Origin of the sequence: Bradyrhizobium sp. USDA 241 (assembly GCF_049739505.1) — a bacterium.
In the GTDB taxonomy this organism is placed as follows: Bacteria; Pseudomonadota; Alphaproteobacteria; order Rhizobiales; family Xanthobacteraceae; genus Bradyrhizobium; species Bradyrhizobium liaoningense.
Genome location: NZ_JBMGPZ010000005.1, coordinates 1,187,276 through 1,206,901, shown reverse-complemented (window position 1 = coordinate 1,206,901; position 19,626 = coordinate 1,187,276). Strand labels below are relative to the sequence as shown.

The 19,626-nt window shown below is 66.2% G+C and carries 15 protein-coding genes and 1 pseudogene; all 16 read right to left on the bottom strand.

The genetic code is table 11. The features are described 5' to 3' along the window. Positions 1-83: 83 nt before the first annotated feature. Positions 84-1,406, bottom strand: a complete 1,323-nt coding sequence (ftsA, locus tag ABIF91_RS27555) for a cell division protein FtsA (protein WP_028177058.1) — start codon at positions 1,404-1,406, stop codon at positions 84-86. Beyond that, positions 1,403-2,437 (bottom strand): cell division protein FtsQ/DivIB, encoded by a 1,035-nt coding sequence (locus ABIF91_RS27550; protein WP_028177059.1) that lies wholly within the window; start codon positions 2,435-2,437, stop codon positions 1,403-1,405. The genes ftsA and ABIF91_RS27550 overlap by 4 nt, the downstream gene beginning before the upstream one ends. Before the next feature lie 350 nt (positions 2,438-2,787). After that, on the bottom strand, positions 2,788-3,774 hold the full coding sequence (locus ABIF91_RS27545) for a D-alanine--D-alanine ligase family protein (RefSeq protein WP_028177060.1): 987 nt from the start codon (positions 3,772-3,774) through the stop codon (positions 2,788-2,790). Positions 3,775-3,908: 134 nt separating this feature from the next. Then, a pseudogene (gene murB, locus ABIF91_RS27540) lies at positions 3,909-4,828 on the bottom strand (UDP-N-acetylmuramate dehydrogenase). A 186-nt stretch (positions 4,829-5,014) separates the two neighbouring features. Further along, positions 5,015-6,418: a UDP-N-acetylmuramate--L-alanine ligase gene (gene murC / locus ABIF91_RS27535; RefSeq protein ID WP_028177062.1), complete on the bottom strand. Its 1,404-nt coding sequence runs from the start codon at positions 6,416-6,418 to the stop codon at positions 5,015-5,017. Between the two features lie 221 nt (positions 6,419-6,639). Further along, a complete protein-coding gene (locus ABIF91_RS27530) occupies positions 6,640-7,470 on the bottom strand; it encodes a class I SAM-dependent methyltransferase (RefSeq protein ID WP_028177063.1) in 831 nt (276 codons plus the stop codon). A 105-nt stretch (positions 7,471-7,575) separates the two neighbouring features. Then, positions 7,576-8,679: an undecaprenyldiphospho-muramoylpentapeptide beta-N-acetylglucosaminyltransferase gene (gene murG, locus ABIF91_RS27525; protein ID WP_424579495.1), complete on the bottom strand. Its 1,104-nt coding sequence runs from the start codon at positions 8,677-8,679 to the stop codon at positions 7,576-7,578. Between the two features lie 181 nt (positions 8,680-8,860). After that, complete coding sequence (gene ftsW / locus ABIF91_RS27520; protein ID WP_028177065.1) at positions 8,861-10,012, bottom strand: putative lipid II flippase FtsW; 1,152 nt, start codon at positions 10,010-10,012, stop codon at positions 8,861-8,863. A 242-nt stretch (positions 10,013-10,254) separates the two neighbouring features. Beyond that, positions 10,255-10,659 (bottom strand): hypothetical protein, encoded by a 405-nt coding sequence (locus ABIF91_RS27515; RefSeq protein ID WP_028177066.1) that lies wholly within the window; start codon positions 10,657-10,659, stop codon positions 10,255-10,257. 3 nt (positions 10,660-10,662) lie between these two features. Beyond that, entirely contained in the window at positions 10,663-12,060 is a 1,398-nt protein-coding gene (murD, locus tag ABIF91_RS27510) for a UDP-N-acetylmuramoyl-L-alanine--D-glutamate ligase (protein WP_028177067.1), read from the bottom strand. Between the two features lie 10 nt (positions 12,061-12,070). After that, positions 12,071-13,174 (bottom strand): phospho-N-acetylmuramoyl-pentapeptide-transferase, encoded by a 1,104-nt coding sequence (mraY, locus tag ABIF91_RS27505; RefSeq protein ID WP_028177068.1) that lies wholly within the window; start codon positions 13,172-13,174, stop codon positions 12,071-12,073. Positions 13,175-13,354: 180 nt separating this feature from the next. Then, positions 13,355-14,737, bottom strand: coding sequence for a UDP-N-acetylmuramoyl-tripeptide--D-alanyl-D-alanine ligase (locus ABIF91_RS27500; RefSeq protein WP_028177069.1), 1,383 nt, complete (start codon positions 14,735-14,737; stop codon positions 13,355-13,357). Beyond that, positions 14,734-16,206 carry a UDP-N-acetylmuramoyl-L-alanyl-D-glutamate--2,6-diaminopimelate ligase gene (locus ABIF91_RS27495; RefSeq protein WP_028177070.1) on the bottom strand — a complete coding sequence of 491 codons (1,473 nt, stop codon included), beginning with the start codon at positions 16,204-16,206 and terminating at the stop codon, positions 14,734-14,736. The genes ABIF91_RS27500 and ABIF91_RS27495 overlap by 4 nt, the downstream gene beginning before the upstream one ends. Before the next feature lie 84 nt (positions 16,207-16,290). After that, positions 16,291-18,045, bottom strand: a complete 1,755-nt coding sequence (locus ABIF91_RS27490; RefSeq protein ID WP_028177071.1) for a peptidoglycan D,D-transpeptidase FtsI family protein — start codon at positions 18,043-18,045, stop codon at positions 16,291-16,293. After that, positions 18,042-18,434, bottom strand: coding sequence for a cell division protein FtsL (ftsL, locus tag ABIF91_RS27485; RefSeq protein ID WP_028177072.1), 393 nt, complete (start codon positions 18,432-18,434; stop codon positions 18,042-18,044). The genes ABIF91_RS27490 and ftsL overlap by 4 nt, the downstream gene beginning before the upstream one ends. 3 nt (positions 18,435-18,437) lie before the next feature. Beyond that, positions 18,438-19,427 (bottom strand): 16S rRNA (cytosine(1402)-N(4))-methyltransferase RsmH, encoded by a 990-nt coding sequence (gene rsmH, locus ABIF91_RS27480; protein ID WP_028177073.1) that lies wholly within the window; start codon positions 19,425-19,427, stop codon positions 18,438-18,440. Between the last annotated feature and the right edge of the window lie 199 nt (positions 19,428-19,626).

Genomic DNA, 19,626 nt, shown 5'->3' with positions numbered 1-19,626 from the left:
GCCTCTCGATCACGCGCGCGTGGGTTCGCCCCGGCCGGCGGCCGCGGGAGTTGGTGAAAATCGAAGATTGCGGAAAGCCGTCATCAGAAGCCCTCGCGTAGCCATCGTCCGACCTTTCCGAAATATCCGCCGGTCCCTGTCCTGACCTGCTGCCGCGTATGCCGCGGTTCGACATGTTCGAGGTGAACATATTGCGGGTAGACGAGGAGTCCGGCCGGCACCGCGAACGCGGCGTTCTTCGCCTCGTTGGGCAGCCGACCGAAACCGAGCGGACGGCCGACCCGCACGGGCCGGCCGAGAATCTGGGTGCCGAGCTCGACGAGGCCGGTGAGCTGCGAGGCGCCGCCCGACAGCACGACGCGGCCGTTTGGCTCTGAGGCGAAGGGCGAATCCTTCAGCTTGTCCCGAACCATTTCGAAGACTTCCTCGGCACGGTGCTTGACGATGTTGGCGATGGTGGCGCGGGAGACGATCTGCGGCAGATCCTGCTCGTCACCGGCTGTCGGCACAGACATCAGCTCACGCGAGTCCGATCCGCCGGTGATGACGGTCCCGTATAACGTCTTGATTCGCTCGGCATCGGCAATGGTCGCCGAGAGTCCGCGCGCGAGATCCATCGTGATGTGTTGCCCGCCGACCGCAAAACCCGCCGCATGCACGAAACGGCCGCCGGCATAGACCGCGATCGTGGTGGTGCCCGCGCCCATCTCGACGACGGCGGCGCCGAGATCGGCCTCGTCGTCGGTCAGCACCGACAGGCCGGCCACGTAGGCGCTCGCCGCCATGGCTTCGACATTGATGTGGCAGCGTTCCACCGCCAGCATCAGGTTCCGCGCCACGGTGGCGTCGCAGGTGACGACGTTCATGTCGACGCCGAACTGGTGCGCAACCATGCCGCGGGGATCGCGGATGCCCTTGACGCCGTCGAGCGTGTAGCCGACCGGCAGCGCATGCAGCACGGTGCGGCCCTCGCCGGTGGCGTGGCGCATGCCGGTGGAGGTGACGCGGCTGACATCGGCCGGCGTCACGGCGCCGCCACGGATGTCTGCGGCGGCTTCGACCAGCTGGCCGGAGAGCCGGCCGCCGGAGACCGAGAGCAGCACCGACTCCACCCGCACTTTGGCCATCTTCTCCGCGAGCCCGACGGCCTGGCGCACCGCCTGCTCGCATTCGCCGAGATCGATCACCGCGCCGGCCTTCATCCCGCGCGACTGGATCTGACTGTAGCCGATCAGTTCCACCGCATGGGTGCGACCGCGCAGCGCATCGCTCGGGGGCGACGGCTTCAGCCGTGCGATCATGCAGGCGATCTTGCTGGTGCCGATGTCGAGGCAGGCGACGATGCCGCCGCGCTTGTGCGGCATCGGGCGCGTCTTCGGCGTCTGGGTGCGATCGAGACCGGTCATGCGGAATCCCCGGCCTTCTTTTTCTTCTTGTCCTTGAACTGATCTTCTCGCGCCTTGGCGGCGTCCTCGGACAACTGCACCACCAGCCGATCGGGCAGGCGCATGTCGACGGCGACGATATCGCGGGAGAACAGCCTGTCGTCCTTGTCGAGCTTCGACAGCATTGCAAGCGCGTTGCCGACGTCCTGCTCGGGCAGGCGGATGTCGAGGCCGTCCTTGAGCCTCAGGTTCCAGCGCCGCTCGCCGACGAAGATCGCGGCCTTCGTCACCGAATTGACCTGCGGATAGCGCGCCAGCAGTGCCAGGAAATCGCGCGCCTGCGTGTCGGCTCCCTTGCCGACCACGAGCGGCAGCGACAGGAAGCGGCGTGAGACGTAGGGTTCGAGCACGGCGCCGTCATCGGCGATGACGGAGAGCCGGCCGGCCTCCTGCCACAGCGCGAACGCCTTGCGCTCGGTGAGCTCGATCATGAGCTGGCCCGGATAGAGCTTCAGCACGGTCGCATCCGCGATCCAGGGATTGGCCTTGAGCTTGTCGCGCACCGCTTCGGCGTCGAGGAACAGCAGCGAGGAGCGGCCGCTGACGCCGCCGATTGCGAGGATTTCGTCCTGGGTGAGCTGCTTGCGGCCGTTGATCACGACCGAGGTGATGCGGAAGCCGGCGGAATTGGCCAGCGCGTTGCGGGCGTCGCTGACCGCGGTGATGAAGTCCTGGAGATGGCCGCCCTTGACGATGCCGAAGCCGCAGCTCCCGATCAGCAGCAGCACGGTCATGCTGAGTCCGACCCGGCGCGGCAGATAGCGCTCGACCAGCGCAACGACGCGCGGTGGCGGCTCACGCTCGACGACGGCCTTGGCCCTGCTCTTGATCTTGTCCTTGGCTGCGGCGCGCGCCGCCTGGAGTCTTTCCTGGCGCTTGTCCTGCACCCACTCGCGCAGAAGCACGACCGCTCCAACCGCGGCCGCCTTCAGGTCAGCTTGGGGCCTCAGCGATCTGAAAAGCGATCGGGTGAGGCTTCCTGCTCCATCCATTGCACGAGCTCGTCAACAGTTTCCCCGCGACATCGCGCGGATCCTGGCGAACATGACGTCTCGGACCTGCCGGGCCGGGTGCTGGTCTTCAGCAGAAGAAAACCTCTCCCCTTCAAAGCGTTCGCTGGAGGTGACATCACCCGCGACAGCTCACGCGCCGGCAGCCAAAGCGCCATATGCGCCGCCAGCGTTAACCTTCGGACGTCCTGGTAAACAAAAGGTAAAATTCGTTAACGACATGCGCATTTTGCCCGGCGATATCCGGCATTTGTGGCGCGATGTCCGGCATTTTACCGGTTTTGGCCGCCAAACCGGGCGATTTCGCCGATCCGGCCGTTAACCAGTTCCGATTATTTCCGCACGCGCTGCCCGGCGAGCTCGACCAGGCCGCGCAGGAAGTCGACGAACTCGATCCCTGCGGCTTTCAGCGCCTTGGGGTAGAGCGAGGATTTGGTCAGCCCGGGGAGCGTGTTGGTTTCGAGATAGACGAGGCCCTTGTCCGAGACGATGAAGTCCGAGCGGGAATAGCCGGTGCAGGACATCGCGCGATGCGCCAGCATCGCCTGCTCCTGAAGCGCTGCGGTGATCTCGGGGGCGAAGCGGCCGGGGCAGATCTCCTGGGTCGACTTCAGCAGATACTTCGCCGCGTAGTCGAAATTCCCCTCACCCGGAATGATCTCGATCGGCGGCAGCGAGATGATCGAGCCATCGGTGCGCTCCAGCACGCCGCAGGTCGCCTCGACGCCGGCAATGTAGGGCTCGATCACATACTCTTCGTGCTTGGCCGCATTGCGGACGGCGACGAGGTCCTGTTTGGCGTTGACGAAGATCAGCCCGTAGCTCGAGCCGTCGCGCGCCGGCTTCGCGATCAGCCGTCCATATTCGGCGAAGGCCTCGTCGATCTTATCAAGCGCAACGTTCGATGGCGGCGTCACGCCGCTGAGGGCGGCGAATCGCTTGGCCGCAAGCTTGTCGAAGGCGAGATGCGAGGAGGCCGAGCCCGAGCCGGTGAAGGGCACGCCGTGCGCCTCGCACATCACCTGCAATTCGCCGTTCTCGGCCCGTCCGCCATGCAGGCCGAGCACCAGCACCCGCCCTTCGGCCTTGGCCCGGTCGAGCGCCTGCTCCAGCGGAATGCCCGATGTCCCCGGCTTGAACTCGTCCTCGAACGGACGGGCATGTTCGAGCAGCTGCCGGGACTGGACGACATGCACCTTGTCCTCGACATCCCACCACCAGAGATCGGCCTCGGGCAAGGCCTGATGCAGAGCCTGGGCCGAGGCGACCGAAACCAGACGCTCCCGGTTGGAGCCGCCGAAAAGGATGGTGATGCGCATGTTCATAGTCCGTAATCTCTCAGTTCGTCATTCCGGGGCTCGCGCAGCGAGAACCCGGAATCCATCTGGCCGCAGAGACGGTGGGGAAATGGATTCCGGGTTCGCGACTTCGTCGCGCCCCGGAATGACGGCCATCATGATATCCCGATCCGCTTGATTTCCCAGTGTAGCTCGATTCCGGAATTTGCCTTCACCCGCTCGCGCACGGTCTCGCCCAGCGTCTCGATATCGTGCGCGGTGGCATCGCCCGTGTTGATCAGGAAATTGCAGTGCATCTCGGAGACCTGCGCGCCGCCGACGCGCAGGCCCCGGCACCCGGCGGCGTCGATCAGCCTCCAGGCGGAGTGTCCCGGCGGATTCTTGAAGGTCGAACCGCCGGTCTTCTCGCGGATCGGCTGCGCGGTCTCGCGATGGCTTTGCACCTCCGCCATGCGCGCGCGGATTGCCTCCGAATCCCTGATCTCGCCGCGGAAGCGGGCGGAGGTGAAGATGATGGAGGGATCGACGCCGCTGTTGCGGTAGACGAACTTCATGTCGGCATTGGAGAAGGCGTGCTTCGTGCCGTCGCGCCCCACACCCCTCGCCTCGATCAGCACATCCTTGGTCTCGCCGCCATTGGCGCCCGCATTCATGCGCAGCGCGCCGCCGATGGTGCCGGGAATGCCGAAGTAGAATTCGAGCCCGCCGATATTCGCAGACGCCGCCACCTCCGCCACACGCTTGTCGAGCGCGGCCGCGCCGGCGGTGACGATGTCTCTCCGCTCGCGCTCGCCTCGCCGAAGGCGCGCGGCGCAAGGCGGATCACGACGCCCGCAATGCCGCCGTCGCGCACGATCAGGTTGGAGCCGACGCCGACGACGTAGACCGGAATGTCGCTGGCGAGATGCGCGAGGAAATAGGCGAGATCGTCCTCGTCCGCGGGCGTGAACAGCACCTGCGCCGGACCGCCGACGCGAAACCAGGTGAGTTCGGCCAGCGACTGGTTCGCCAGCAGCCGACCCCGCAGATCAGGCATCGCGGCTTTGAGGTCGGGCGTGATGTCCGGAAAGCTCATGCCGCCTCCGAGAGTGAGGTAGGCAAGCTGCTTCCGTTCCCTCCCCCCTTGTGGGGGAGGGTCAGGGAGGGGGGTAGCCCCAAGCGAGGTCGGAGTTCGTGGCTACCCCTCTCCCCCACCCTCCCCCACAAGGGGGGAGGGAGCGCAGTGTGCTTCATGGCGAATAGCGAAATCAAAATCACCGCCCTACCCCAGCGCCTTCAATTCGCCGGGCAGCGCATACGCCCATTGCGTGATGTTGCCGGCCCCGAGGCACACCACGAGATCGCCGGGCTTCGCGAGCCCCTTGACGATGCCCGCGAGCTCCGATGCCGCCGGCAGCGGGATCACCTCGCGATGGCCGTGCGCGCGCAGGCCGGCGACGAAGTGATCGCGGTCGATGCCCTCGATCGACGTCTCGCCTGCGGCATAGACGTCAGCGACAACAACCGCATCGGCATCGTTGAAGCAGGTGCAGAATTCCTCGAACAGGGATTGCAGGCGAGTGTAGCGGTGCGGCTGCACCACGGCGATGACCTTGCCGGTGTAGGAATCACGCGCCGCTTTCAGCACCGCCGCGATCTCCACGGGGTGATGGCCGTAATCGTCGATGATGGTGACGCCGTTCCATTCGCCGGTCTTAGTGAAGCGGCGCTTGACGCCACCGAAACCTGCGATGGCACTGCGGATCTGGTCGTCGGACACACCGAGCGCGTGAGCGACCGCAATCGCCGCCGTCGCGTTGGAGGCGTTGTGCCGGCCCGGCATCGGTAGCGCGAGGTCGGCGATCTCGTGCGTGGTGCCGGTCTTGCGGTTGCGGATCACGACCTTGAACTTCGAGCCGCCGTCGCCCGCGGTGAGATCGACCAGGCGCGCATCGGCCTGCGGATTTTCCCCGTAGGTGATGATGCGGCGGTCCTCGATCTTGCCGACGAGGCTCTGCACGACCGGATGATCGATGCACATCACGGCAAAGCCGTAGAACGGCAAATTCTCGACGAAGTGACGGAAGGCGTCCTGCACGGCGTCGAAGGTCTTGAAGTGGTCGAGATGCTCGGGGTCGACGTTGGTGACGATCGCGACATCGGTCGGCAGCTTCAGGAAGGTGCCGTCGCTCTCGTCGGCCTCCACCACCATCCAGTCGCCGGCCCCCAGCCGCGCGTTGGAGCCGTAGGCATTGATGATGCCGCCGTTGATCACGGTGGGATCGAGCCCGCCGGCGTCGAGCAGCGTTGCGACCATCGTGGTCGTCGTGGTCTTGCCGTGGGTGCCGGCGATGGCGACGCAGCTCTTCAAGCGCATCAGCTCGGCCAGCATCTCGGCGCGGCGCACCACGGGAATGCGCCTTTCGCGCGCCGCCATCAATTCCGGATTGTCGCGCTTGATCGCGGAAGACACGACCACGACCTCGGCACCATCGACATTCTCGGCCTTGTGGCCGACCGAAACCTTCGCGCCCTTCTTGCGCAGACGGTCGAGATTGTAATTGTCGGAAGCGTCCGAGCCCTGCACCGCATAGCCGAGATTGACCAGCACCTCGGCGATGCCGCTCATGCCGATCCCGCCGATCCCGACGAAGTGGATGGGTCCGATCTCGCGCGGCAGTCTCATGGCTGTGTCTCTGTCTATTCCGGCTGCGGCCGCGGGATTACACCTGTCGTGGCCGGCCAGCGGCGAATCTCCTCCACTTCATGCAAGACCGGACGGATCGGGACAAGCCCGGTACGGCCTCCAAACGAGGTAATTTCCCGCTTGGATGCCCAATTTTGGCCCGTTTCGCGGACCGCGCCCCCCCCCGCGCTCGGAGCACGGGGACCATGTCGTCGCTGAGGTCAGACGAAGCCGGTTCGCGCGGCCGCCTCATCCTGGAGATCGAGCACGCGAAGATAGTTGCGCAGGCGATTGGCCTCGAGCGCGCCAATGAGCTTGTTCTGATGATACGGCAACAGGAGATCGGCGAGCGGCGCGCTCCAGGGCGCGTCCAGATCGAAGATCACACCGAGCCCGAATACGGCCGGGATCTCGGCAAAGCCGAGCTCGCGGCCGCCCCTGAGCGCATCGGCCAGAAAGTCGTCGATCGCCGTCATCACGCCATTGCGCGCACCGCCGGAGATCTCGGCAAACGCGAACTGGCCCATGCCGCGAAAGCCGCGCCCCTCGACAAGGGCTGCCTGACCGGGAATCGCACCGGCGTCAAAGCTGTAGGCGTGGCGATACTCGGGTGGAATTCGCTCGGGCGCATAGTAGAAATCGCGCCGACCACACGGCCAGCCGATATCGTGCACAAAGACCAGAAGCGGCTTGCCGGCGCGACGGCTGATCGCATCGATGTGGCCGAGCTCGTTGTAGACCGTGTACCAGTTGTGATCGCCATCGACGACCCAGGCATCGGCCTCGTCAATGTCGGCGAACGCCTTCAGGCTCGTCTTGGCGAGATGGCGAATGTCCGGGCCGAGCTTGAGCCATGCCAGGAACTCGCGCTTCGGCGACGGATCGATGGTGGTGAGCCGCCCACCGCGCACACGGCAATGCTCGGCAAGGAAGGACGACATCCCGCCGTATTCCGAACCGATCTCGACGACCTCTCGTGCATCCGCCAGCGCGAGCGCCTCGAGGATGAGGTCGGAGAACTCCGAGAGGGAATGAATCAGCAGGCCTGTCACGGGCAGATCCTCCGCCTTGTTAAGGGAGTAAACAGGCGCGATCGGCCCGGTCGCGCGCGACCATCGAGCCGAAAGAGCTGTCCGTGATCTTGTACGGCGCGCGGGCTAAATCCCGGCGGTTTTCACCACGAGGTCCGCGAGCCTTTCGGCCGCATCGAGCCGCCCTGCCCCCTTCGCGGCCGCGGCCATGGCGGCGAGGCGCGCGGGCTCGGCGGCCAGGCCGGAGATTTCGGCGGCGAGACGATCGGAGGTGAACTCGGTCTGCGGGATCCGGATCGCGCCGTCGACCTTGGCCAGCACGCCGGCATTGGCGAACTGGTCCTGGTCGATCGAGCCGGGCAGCGGCACCAGGATGGAGGGCCGGCCGATCGCCGCGAGCTCGGCGACGGTACCCGCGCCGGAGCGTGATACCACGAGATGGTTGGAGGCGAGCCGCGCCGGCAGATCCGTGAAGAACGGCGCGAGCTCCGCCTTGATCTTGAGCTTGTCATAGACCGCGCGCACGCGGCTCATGTCCTCTTCGCGCACCTGCTGGGTGAGGATGAGGCGGCTCCATAGCGCGGGCTCGAGCCGCTCGATCGCGCCCGGCACGATATCGGCCATGATGCGCGCACCCTGGCTGCCGCCGACGACGAGCAGGCGCAGCGGGCCGTTCACCTCGGGGGGGCTATATTTCACCGCAGCGGCGGCGAGAACCGCCGGCCGCATCGGCGTGCCGACGGTCGTCGTCTTACCCGACAGCGCCGGATCGCGATCGAGCACGCCGGGCAAGGATGTCGCGATGGCGCGGACGCGGCCCGACAGAAACCGGTTGGCGCGGCCGAGCACCGCATTGGCGTCGTGGATGATGCCGGGCACGCCGGCGAATTTCGCTGCGACCAGTGGCGGCAGCGTCGGATAGCCGCCGAAGCCGACGACGGCGACCGGCTTGAGCCGCTTGATCAGGCGGTAGGCAGAGAGCGTGCCCGCGGCGAGCGTGAGGCCGGCATAGGCGAGCTGAAACGGATTGCGGCCGCGCGCGGTCTCGCTTCTGACGACGTCGATCATGTCCTTGCTGAACAGCCCGCTATAGCGCAGCGCGCGCTCGTCCGTGACGAGGCGGACGCGAAAGCCGCGCCGGATCAATTCGACACCGAGCGCCTCGGCCGGAAACAGATGGCCGCCGGTGCCGCCCGCGGCGAGAAGAATCAGGGGGGAAGATGTGTCCATAATGAGGGAGTTTTACAGGGAGTTTTCGGTCATTGCGAGCGCGGCCACAAAGGTGTTCGTGCCCCGGGCGCAGCGCAGCGCGTCGCTCTGGCGACGTGGTGCGCTGCTGAACCGGGGCCCATGGCGGCGGCATTCTGGGTCCCGGATCTGCGCTTCGCTTGTCCGGGACACGAAACCTGCATCACGCGTAGCTGCGCATCGCCTCGGCGTGGCCGCTCGCTTCGACCTCGGTGCGCGGGCGCAGCCGCGTCAGAGCCAGCATCATGCCGACACCATAGGCCAGCGACACGATCGAGGAGCCGCCATAGGAGATGAACGGCAGCGTCATGCCCTTGGCGGGAATCAGCTGGAGGTTGACCGACATGTTGATCGCGGCCTGCACGCCGAACAGGATCGCAAGCCCCGACGCCGCGAAGCGCGAGAACATGTCCTCGTTGGCATAGGCCCGCGACAGCGTGCGGATGACGACGAAGGCGAACAACGCCAGCATGGCGAGGCACAGGATGATGCCGAACTCCTCGGCGGCGACTGCGAACACGAAATCGGTGTGGCTGTCCGGCAGGCTGCGCTTGGCGATGCCCTCGCCCGGTCCGAGCCCGAACCAGCCGCCGTTGTAGAAGGCTTCCATGGCGGTATCGACCTGGAAGGTGTCGCCGGAGGCCGGATTCATGAAGCGCCTGATGCGGCCGGCAACGTGCGGGACGAACAAGTAAGCGCTGAACAGGCCTGCGGCGCCGAGACCTGCGAGGCCGAACACCCAGATCATGCGCATACCCGCGATGAAGAACAGTGAACCCCACACCATCAGGACCAGCATGGTCTGGCCGAAATCGGGCTCCATTACCAGCAGCGCGACCAGCATCAGGAGCAGCACCACCGCCATCGAGGTCGCGGGCATCTCCGGCCGCCTGGTCGATTCCGCAAATAGCCAGGCCGCGATGACGACGAACGACGGTTTGGCGATTTCGGAAGCCTGGATGTTGACGCCGAGCAGCGTGATCCAGCGCCGCGAGCCCTTCACCTCAGGGCCGATTGCGAGCGTGAGGACGATGAGGATGATGCTGATCGCGAAGATGACGAGCGCGCTGCGGCGGATGGCGCGCGGCGACAAGAAGGAGACGCCGACCAGCACGATGCAGGACGGCAACAGGAACAGCACATGGCGGCTGAAGAAATGGAACGGATCGAGCCCGATGCGGGTCGCCACCGGCGGGCTCGCCGCCAGCGACAGGATCACGCCGGTCAGCATCAGCGCCAGGATGGCGCCCATCAGCGGCTTGTCGACGGTCCACCACCACTCGGAAAAGGGGGTGGGTTCTTCACGGGAGAGCATGGGCGGCCGCTTTCGGACAGAGGTCGGTCCATTGGTCGCCGAGGTTGGTTACCGGGGGGTTAACATGATGGATCAAGTTGTGGAGAGTCTCGTGCCCCGGACGCAGCGCAGCGTGCCGCCCCTTTGCGGCGTGATGCGCTGCAGAGCCGGGCCCATATCGCGGCAGTGTATCGTGTAGCGGCCAGGGTCCCGGCTCTGCGGAGCGTCACTTCGTGCCGCACCGCGTTCGGGACACGAGAGCCCTATTCGTAGTTGATCGCAACGTCCCCCGCGCGCTGATCGCGCTTGTAGATCTGATCTGGCCCGGGAATGAACCCGATCCTGACCGCGCGCTCACTGCTCCACGCGACGACAACATCAAGGTGCTCGCGCACGCTGAGAAAGGTCGGCGTGCTCTCGGGCGAGAACGTCCGACCGCGCGCGATGATGCTGGCTTGCGTGCTGTCGGGTACCGTCGCGCCGCATGACTTCCAGACCACGACAACCAGCTTGCTGCCGCTAGGCGAGGCGAATGCGCGCTGGCGAACGACGCGGCACGCACCGAAGCCACTCATGAGATTGTCGACGGCAACAACGAAGACAAAACCCGCGGCGACTGGAACAGCAAGAGCAGCGACGACAATTCCGATCCAGCGTCGCCGCGACATAACTCACACCACCGGCTTCACACCCGGCAGCGCCTGAACCAGCTCGCGGAACTTGGTGCCTCGGATCTCGAAGTTGCGGTACTGGTCGAAGGAGGCGCAGGCGGGCGACAGCAGCACGACGGCGTCGGCAAGCCCCGAGGCTTCCGCATCGCGCGCGGCGTGCTCGACAGCGACGTCGAGCGTCTGGCTGATCTCGTGCGGGACCGCGCCGAGCGTGCCGGAAAATTCCTGTGCGGCCTCGCCGATCAGATAGGCCTTGCGGATGCGGGGAAAGAAGCCGGTGAGGCTCGTGATGCCGCCGGCCTTCGGCTTGCCGCCGGCGATCCAGAAGATCTCCGAAAACGACGACAGCGCATGCGCGGTGGCGTCCGCATTGGTGCCCTTGGAATCGTTGACGAACAGCACATTGCCGCGACGGCCGACCTGCTCCATGCGATGCGCCAGGCCGGGAAAGCTGCGCAGGCCGTTCTGAAGCACGTCCTGGCCGATGCCCATCGCGAGCGCGGCAGCAGCGGCGCAGGCCGCATTCTGTGCGTTGTGCAGGCCGCGGAGCGAGCCGATGCCGCCGAGCGCGGCGATCTCGCTGCGGGCCCCGCCCGAGGCGCGCACGATGGTGCCGTGCTCGACGTAAATGCCCGAGGCGAGCGGGTTCTTGACGGAGATGCGCACCACGTTCTTGCCGGCACGGTCGAGCCGGTCGGCGATGTCGCGGCAATAGCCGTCATCGACACCGACGATCGAGGTGCCGCCCGCCTGCACCCCGGCGACGAGGCGCTCCTTCACGGCGGCGTAGTGCTCGATCGTACCATGCCGGTCGATGTGGTCTTCGCTGACATTCAGCAAAATGCCGACGGAGGGATCGAGCGAGGGCGTGAGGTCGATCTGGTAGGACGACATCTCGATGACGTGGACGCGGCCCGTGCGCGGCGGCTCCAGCGACAGGATCGCGGTGCCGATATTGCCGCCCATCTGGGTGTCGTATCCGGCGAATTTCGTCAGGTGCGCGATCAGCGCCGTCGTGGTCGACTTGCCATTGGTGCCGGTGATGGCGATGAACGGTGCGTCCGGCGCGTGTCGGCGCCGCTCGCGGCAGAACAGCTCGATATCGCCGATCACTTCGACACCGGCCTCGCGCGCCTTCAGCACGCTCCAGTGCGGCACCGGATGAGTGAGCGGCACGCCGGGCGCGAGCACGAGCGCGGTGAAATTGGTCCAGGAGACGTTGCGCAGATCCGCGCTGATGAAGCCTGCCTGCACGGCCTTGGCGACGTTCTCGGCATTGTCGTCAGCGGCGATCACTTCGGCGCCGCCCGCCTTCAGAGCATGGCAGGAGGCAAGCCCCGAGCCGCCGAGGCCGAATACCGCGACCGTCTTGCCGGCGAAGGATGTGACAGGGATCATCGCGTGACCATCACCGCAGCTTCAGCGTGGACAGCCCGGCGAGCGCCAGCATCACCGAGATGATCCAGAAGCGGATCACGATCTGCGGCTCGGTCCAGCCGAGCTGCTCGAAATGGTGGTGGATCGGCGCCATCCGGAAGATGCGTTTTCCGGTGAGCTTGAACGACACCACCTGCACGATGACGGAGACCGCCTCCAGCACGAACAGGCCGCCTATCACGGCGAGCACGATCTCGTGCTTCACCGCGACGGCGATGGCGCCCAGCATGCCGCCGAGCGCGAGCGAGCCGGTGTCGCCCATGAAGATCGAGGCCGGCGGCGCGTTGAACCAGAGGAAGCCGAGGCCGGCACCCAGCAGCGCGCCGCAGAGCACCGCGAGCTCGCCGGTGCCGGCGACATATTTGATCTGGAGATATTCGGCGAACACGGCGTTGCCGGCGAGATAGGCGATCATCGCAAAGCTCGCGGTCGCGATCATCACCGGCACGATGGCGAGGCCGTCGAGGCCGTCGGTCAGATTCACCGCGTTGCCGGAGCCGACGATGACGAAGGCGCCGAAGATGACGAAGAACCAGCCGAAATGCAGCACGGTGTCCTTGAGGAACGGGATCGTCAGCGCGGTCGAGGCGGGATCGCGGTTCAGCCGCACCAGCGCGTAGCAGGCAACCAGCGCGATCACCGCCTCGATCAGCAAGCGAAGCTTGCTGCCGAACCCGGTCGTGGTCTGCTTGGTCACCTTGAGGTAATCGTCATAGAAGCCGACGAAGCCGAAGCCGAGCGTCACCGCCAGCACGATCCAGACATAGGGGTTGAGCGGATTGGCCCACAGCACCGTGCCGACGGTGAGGCCGGACAGGATCATCAGCCCGCCCATGGTGGGCGTGCCCTTCTTGGCGAGATGCGATTGGGGGCCGTCGGAGCGGATCGGCTGGCCCTTGCCCTGGCGGATGCGCAGATGGTCGATGATCCAGGGCCCGAACAGGAACACGAACAGCGCGCCGGTCACGACCGCCCCGCCGGTGCGGAAGGTGATGTAGCGGAAGACGTTCAGGAAGGTGCGAACGGCACCGAAGCCCGGAAATGTGTTGGAAAGCTCGATCAGCCAGTAAAACATTCAGACGGTCCTATGGCGCCTTTGCACACGCAGCCTTGGCCTTGTTCGTGGCCGTTATCTTGGCCTCGACGTGCCTCACGGGCATTCGCTGGTCTTCGTCATGGGTCGCGCGACCTCTGGGAAAACGGACGGCTTCGCGCCACAAAGGGTGGGATTCGGGAACAGCGCCTTCCAAGCAGTTTACGCCTTCGCCTGCAAGGCGGTCATCAGGCCCGGCACGAACTTGTTGACCCAGAACATCTTTTTGCTGCCCTTGACAACCACGACATCCCCTGCCTTCAGCAGGCTCGCAACCTCGCCCGGCTTCAGCGTGGCCGGATCATCGTGCCAGCCGAGGCCCTTGCCTGATGGCAGCACGTCGTAGAGGTGGCGCATCAGAGGACCGACGCAGTAGACGCCGTCGATGCCTTCGAGATATTTGGCGAGGCCGGTATGGTAGCTCGGTGCGTCCTCGCCCAGTTCGAGCATGTCGCCGAGAACCGCGATGCGGCGGCCTTCGCTCACGTGGCGCGCCTGGAGGCTTTGCAGCGCAGCCGCCACGCTGGCCGGATTGCCGTTGAAGCTGTCGTCGATCACGGTGATATCGCCGACCGCCTGCTCGACGCCGCGGCCGGTCATGATGCCGACGCGGTCGAGCTTGATCGCGAGCGTCGCGACGTCGAGATGCGCAGCATGAATGGCGGCAAGTGCTGCCAGCGCATTGTGCACCCGGTGCGGCGCGCCAGGGGTGAGGCTGAAGGCGATCTCCTTCTTCCCGATCGCGGCCACGACCTGCCAGCTCTCGCCGTGCGGCGCGTGCGCGACCTCGTGCACCTCGGCATGCTCGCCGCCGAAGCGCACGACCTTGCCCTTCCACTCGGGCGCCTTGATCCCGGCGGGCAGCACCAGCACACCATTCTCGGGCAGGCCGAACGCGATCGACACCTTCTCGCGCCGGATGGCTTCCAGCGAGCCGAGCTTTTCCAGATGCACGGGCTGCACGTTGACGACGAGCGCGACCGTCGGGCGCGTCAATTCGCTGAGCCGCGCGATCTCGCCCTGCTGGTTCATGCCCATCTCGACGACCCAGAGGCTGGCATCTCGCCTGGCATTGCACAGCGTCAGCGGCACGCCCCAGAAATTGTTGAAGCTCGACGGGCTCGCATAGGCGTTCGGATAGGCGGCGAGAAATTCCTTGGTGCTGGTCTTGCCGGCGCTTCCGGTGAGCCCGATCACCGGTCCGGCAAAGCGCGCGCGTGCGGCACGTGCAAGGCCCCAGAGACCGTCGATCAGCGTGTCCCTGACGACGATCTGCGGAATGCGGATGCCGGCGATCTCGTGCGGCACGATCATCGCGACCGCGCCCGAAGCTTCCGCCTTGTCCGCGAACTCCCAGCCGTCGCGCGCGCTGGCGAAGGCCGAGACGAAGCCGCCGCTCGGCGTGCCGCTGAGCGCAACGAACAGGCTGCCCGGCTTCACCAGCCGGCTGTCCTGCGTGATGAAGTCGATTCCCGTGTCCGGGAATGATCCGGTGACGCCCAGCGCACGCGCGACCTCGGCAACCGTCCATATTGGCGCGCTCATGCAATCCTCGACGCTAGTGCGGCGGCAACCGCCTCGTGATCACTGAAGGGCAGAACTTCTCCGCCGACGATCTGCCCGGTCTCGTGCCCCTTGCCGGCGATGAGCAGCGCATCGCCGTCTTCCAATTCCTCGATCGCGGCGCGGATCGCGGCGGTGCGGTCGCCGATTTCCCGGGCGCCCTTCGCGGTGGCGAGGATCGCGGCGCGGATCGCCTCCGGCTTCTCGCTGCGCGGATTGTCGTCGGTGATGATGACGCCGTCGGCGTTCTCGGCCGCGATCTCGCCCATGATCGGACGCTTACCGGCATCGCGGTCGCCGCCGGCGCCGAACACGACGACCAGCCTGCGCTTCGCATAAGGCCGCAGCGCCTGCAGCGCCTTCGCGAGCGCATCGGGCTTGTGCGCGTAATCGACGAAGATCGGTGCGCCGTTGCGCTCGCCGACGCGCTCGAGCCGGCCCTTGGCGCCTTCGAGATGTTCGAGAGTTGCGAACACATTCGCCGCATCGCTGCCGGTGCCGATGGCAAGGCCCGCCGACACCAGCGCGTTCTCGATCTGGAATTCGCCGACCAGCGGCAGCCGGATGGCGAAGCGCTTGCCGCGATGTTCGAGCGTGAGCTTTTGCGCGAAACCTTCGACCACGGCCTCCGTGAGGCGGATGCCCTCGCCTGCTCCGTCGCCGTTGCGGCCGACCGCCATGACGCGCAGGCCGCGCGCCTTGGCGGCGTCGATCGCTTCGGCCGAGCAATCATGATCGGCCGAGATCACCGCGGCGCCGCCCGGCGGCACCAGCTCGCGGAACAGGCGGAGCTTCGCGGCGAGATAATGCGCAACGCTCGGATGATAATCCATGTGGTCGCGCGAGAGGTTGGTGAAGCCGCCGGCGGAGACGCGCACGCCGTCGAGGCGATACTGGTCGAGCCCGTGCGAGGAGGCCTCGAAGGCGAGATGGGTGACGCCCTCGCGCGCGATCTCGTCGATCTGCCGGTGCAGCGCGATCGGGTCCGGCGTCGTCAGCGAGCCGTAGACGGTGCGTTTGGGCGAGACGAGACCGATGGTGCCGATGCTGGCGGAGGCATGCCCCAGCCGCTCCCAGATCTGACGTGTGAAGGCCGCGACCGAGGTCTTGCCGCTGGTTCCGGTGACGGCGGCGATCGTCGCGGGCTGCGCGGGAAAGAACTTTGCCGCGGCCAGCGCCAGTGTGCGGCGCGGATTGGCCACAGTGATAAACGGCACCCTGGTCGCCGCAGGCGCATGGTCGCCAACGACCGCGATCGCGCCCCCGGCAATTGCCGCATCGATGAAGCGAGCGCCGTCGGTCTTGCTGCCCGCGAGTGCGAAGAAGAGATCGCCCGGCTTGACCATGCGGCTGTCGAGCGCAATGCTGCTCACGTCGAGCGCCGCAACAGCGGGCTCGATCGCGGCATCATCGCCCAGAACATCCTGGCCTAGGAGGTCGCGCAGCTTCATGGTCTTCCAGTCGCCATGCCCTGCCGGAAAGCCGAATCCCTTGGAAAATCCCGACTCAGCACCGGCGATGGCCCACCCGGTTGATTACTGGGTTGTCCTGGATGCTGCAAGAATAAGGCGGTCGGACGGCGGCAGGTCGAACCGCGGCTCGACGCCCAAAAGCGGCGCGATCCGCTCGATCACCCTGCCGCCGGTCGGCACCGCGTTCCAGCCGGACGTGATGAAGCCCTTCGTTTCAGGTATCGCCTGAGGCTCGTCCAGCATGATCAGGATCTGATATTTCGGATCGTCGCAGGGCATGATGGCGGTGAACGAGTTGAGCACGCGCTTCTTGGCATAGCGGCCGTTGATGACCTTTTCGGACGTGCCGGTCTTGCCGCCGACGTAGTAGCCCTTGATGTCGGCGGTCTTGGCAGTGCCGATTTCGGCATTGAGCCGCATCAGGAACCGCATCTTGTCGCTGGTCTCCGTCTTGATCACGCGCTTGGCCATCGCCATGGCTTCGGATTCACTACGCCTCATGAATGTCGGCGGAATCAGATAGCCGCCGTTCACCAACGCGTTGATGCCCATCACCGCCTGGAGTGGCGCCACCGACATGCCCTGGCCGAACGCGATGGTGACCGTGTTCAGCTCACCCCAGCGGCGCGGTATCAGCGGTGCCGCGCTCTCCGGCAGCTCGGTGCGCAGCCGCGTCAACTGGCCCATCTTGCCGAGGAACGCCTTGTGCGCCTCCACGCCCTGGCTGAGCGCGATGCGCGCCGCGCCGATGTTGGACGAGTAGGTGAACACTTCCTTGGTGTTGATGAAACGCCCGAGCGGGTGACTGTCGTGAATGGTGAACTTGCCGTAGTGCAGGTTTCCGCGCGCATCCCACGACGAATTCAAGTTGATCTTGCCGGAATCGAGCGCCATCGCCAGCGTGAACGCCTTGAAGGTCGAGCCCATCTCGTAGACGCCGGTGGTCAGCCGGTTGATGCGATCGGGGTCGTGCGCTTCCTTCGGATTGTTGGGATCGAAATCCGGTAGCGAGACCATCGCCACGATCTCGCCGGTCTTGACGTTGGAGACGATGCCGGAGGCGGCCTTGGCGTGGAACTTGTCCTTGGCCTTGAGGAGCTCGTCGCGCAGCGCATGCTCGACGCGCAGATCGACCGAGAGCTCGATCGGCTTCTGCAGCCGGTCGGTGGCAAAGCCGGCGCGGTGGAGATCGGCGAGCCCCTGATTGTCGAGCCACTTCTCCAGGCCCGCGATGCCCTGGTTGTCGATGTTGACCAGACCGATGATGTGGGCGACCTCGTTGCCGGTCGGATAGACGCGCTTGTTCTCGCGCAGGAAGCCGATGCCGGGAAGGCCGAGCTTGTGGATGGCTTGCTGCTGCGCCGGCGTGACCTCGCGCTTGAGCCAGGCGAAGCCCTTGCGCGACTTCAGGCGCTCGCGCACCTCGGCCTCGTCGAGGTCGGGAATGGTCGCGGTCAGGAGCTCAATCGCCTCATCCTTGTCGATGATGCGGCGCGGCTCGCTGAACAGGCTCGCGGCCTTGACGTCGGTCGCAAGGATCGCGCCGTTGCGGTCGACGATGTCGGGCCGCGCGGTCGCAACCACCTCCTGCGCCGCGGCGCGGCGCGCCCCGTGGGCGTCCGCGCCGATCGCGAACATCACGAGCCGCCCGCCGATCAGGGCATAGACCGAAGCGAAGGCGAGTATCGCAAGGCCCACGCGCGCTCGCGCCTTCACGGCGCGATCGACATTGCGCCCGTAGAGCAGGCTGCGGATCAGCCGCTGCCGCCACGGTTCAGCCGGCTTCTCGGTCGGTTTTGCAGGCGTTGCCGCGCTCATTGCTTGTCCTCGGTCTGAGGCACGGAGCCCGTCACGGTATCGGGATCGCTCGCGGCTTCGATGGCGTTTAGCATGGCCCCGATCGGATCGGGATCGCCCGGCCTGAACATCCGCGGCGGGCGCTCCGGCAGATTCTTCAGCGAGTCATATTGCGTGCCATTGACCGGCTTGAGGTGCAGATGCCGGTCGGACAGGCCTTGCAGCCGCAGCGGGGCATCGAGCTTGGCCCACTCGGCCCGTAGCGCCGCGATCGCGTCGCGCTCCTCGCGGATCTCTGCACGCAGCCGCAGCACCTTCTCGGTGCGCGCCGTGGAGTCCATCTTGATCCGGTAGACATGGGCCGCCGCGAAGATCAGCGCACCGATGACGAGGAGGTGGATGATGCGCATGCGCTAGCCGCCCCTCATCACGTCGGAGAGTTTCGGCCAGGGCGATGCCTCGTCGGTCTCGTGCGCCGGCGCCGAGGTGCGCTCGGCGGCGCGCAGCTTTGCGGAGCGCGCGCGCGGATTATGCGCAACTTCGTCTTCGCCGGCGACGATGGGCCGCCGCGTCAGAACCCGGAAGCTCGGCGTCACTTGCGCCACTTCCGGCAGATGTCGCGAACCGCCGCCGGTCCTGGAGCGCTCAGTGAGAAAATTCTTGACGATGCGGTCTTCCAGCGAATGGAACGAGACCACGACGAGGCGGCCGCCGGGCTTGAGCATGCGTTCGGCCGCCGCGAGCGCGGCCTGGAGCTCGTCGAGCTCCTCGTTGACGAAGATGCGCAGCGCCTGGAACGTCCGCGTTGCCGGATGAATGTCCCCCGGCTTGGAGCGAACCACCCTTCCGACGAGATCGGCAAGCGCGCGCGTGGTGGTGAACGGGGTCTCCAGGCGGTCCGCGACAATGGCGCGTGCGATGCGGCGCGAATGCCGCTCCTCGCCGAGGAGATAGATGATGTCGGCGAGATCGCCTTCCGACGCACGCGCGACCACGTCGGCCGCGGTCGGGCCCGTCTGCCCCATCCGCATGTCGAGCGGACCGTCGAGGCGGAACGAGAAGCCGCGGCCGGCCTGGTCGAGCTGCATCGAGGACACGCCGACGTCCATCACGACGCCGTCGATCGCCTCGACGCCTTGCGCCGCGCAGACCTCGGCAAGACTGGAGAAGCGGCCCTCGACCAGCATCAGCCGGCCCGCGGAGCGTTCGACCAGGTCGGCACCGCCGGCAATCGCAGTGTGGTCGCGATCAATGGCGATGAGTCGGGTTCCCGGCACTTCCAGGATCGCGCGGCTATAGCCGCCGGCGCCAAAAGTGGCGTCGACATAGACGCCGCCCTCGCGCGGAGCGAGATGCGCGATGGCCTCCCGACCAAGAACGGGGATGTGCGGAACCGAGCTCATGCGAAACGCCTGCCGACCGACCGGCCTGACATCCAAGCAAGATCGGGGACGAACAAGCCCATAACGCCTCGAATCATTACGCGTCGCGGCGGTTCCACGACAAAGCCCTCGTCCAGCATGGTTACCGGGCCCGGTCGTCCCAGGCCACAAACCCAGTGTTCCCAGCGGAATTTGTCGGGCAGCCATGGGATTTCGAGCC

Bases quoted from the DNA above. Each gene is read 5' to 3' on its own strand.
- ftsA (WP_028177058.1), bottom strand. From the start codon at position 1,406: ATGACCGGTCTCGATCGCACCCAGACGCCGAAGACGCGCCCGATGCCG.
- ABIF91_RS27550 (WP_028177059.1), bottom strand. From the start codon at position 2,437: ATGGATGGAGCAGGAAGCCTCACCCGATCGCTTTTCAGATCGCTGAGG.
- ABIF91_RS27545 (WP_028177060.1), bottom strand. From the start codon at position 3,774: ATGCGCATCACCATCCTTTTCGGCGGCTCCAACCGGGAGCGTCTGGTT.
- murC (WP_028177062.1), bottom strand. From the start codon at position 6,418: ATGAGACTGCCGCGCGAGATCGGACCCATCCACTTCGTCGGGATCGGC.
- murG (WP_424579495.1), bottom strand. From the start codon at position 8,679: ATGGACACATCTTCCCCCCTGATTCTTCTCGCCGCGGGCGGCACCGGC.
- ftsW (WP_028177065.1), bottom strand. From the start codon at position 10,012: ATGCTCTCCCGTGAAGAACCCACCCCCTTTTCCGAGTGGTGGTGGACC.
- ABIF91_RS27515 (WP_028177066.1), bottom strand. From the start codon at position 10,659: ATGTCGCGGCGACGCTGGATCGGAATTGTCGTCGCTGCTCTTGCTGTT.
- murD (WP_028177067.1), bottom strand. From the start codon at position 12,060: ATGATCCCTGTCACATCCTTCGCCGGCAAGACGGTCGCGGTATTCGGC.
- mraY (WP_028177068.1), bottom strand. From the start codon at position 13,174: ATGTTTTACTGGCTGATCGAGCTTTCCAACACATTTCCGGGCTTCGGT.
- ABIF91_RS27500 (WP_028177069.1), bottom strand. From the start codon at position 14,737: ATGAGCGCGCCAATATGGACGGTTGCCGAGGTCGCGCGTGCGCTGGGC.
- ABIF91_RS27495 (WP_028177070.1), bottom strand. From the start codon at position 16,206: ATGAAGCTGCGCGACCTCCTAGGCCAGGATGTTCTGGGCGATGATGCC.
- ABIF91_RS27490 (WP_028177071.1), bottom strand. From the start codon at position 18,045: ATGAGCGCGGCAACGCCTGCAAAACCGACCGAGAAGCCGGCTGAACCG.
- ftsL (WP_028177072.1), bottom strand. From the start codon at position 18,434: ATGCGCATCATCCACCTCCTCGTCATCGGTGCGCTGATCTTCGCGGCG.
- rsmH (WP_028177073.1), bottom strand. From the start codon at position 19,427: ATGAGCTCGGTTCCGCACATCCCCGTTCTTGGTCGGGAGGCCATCGCG.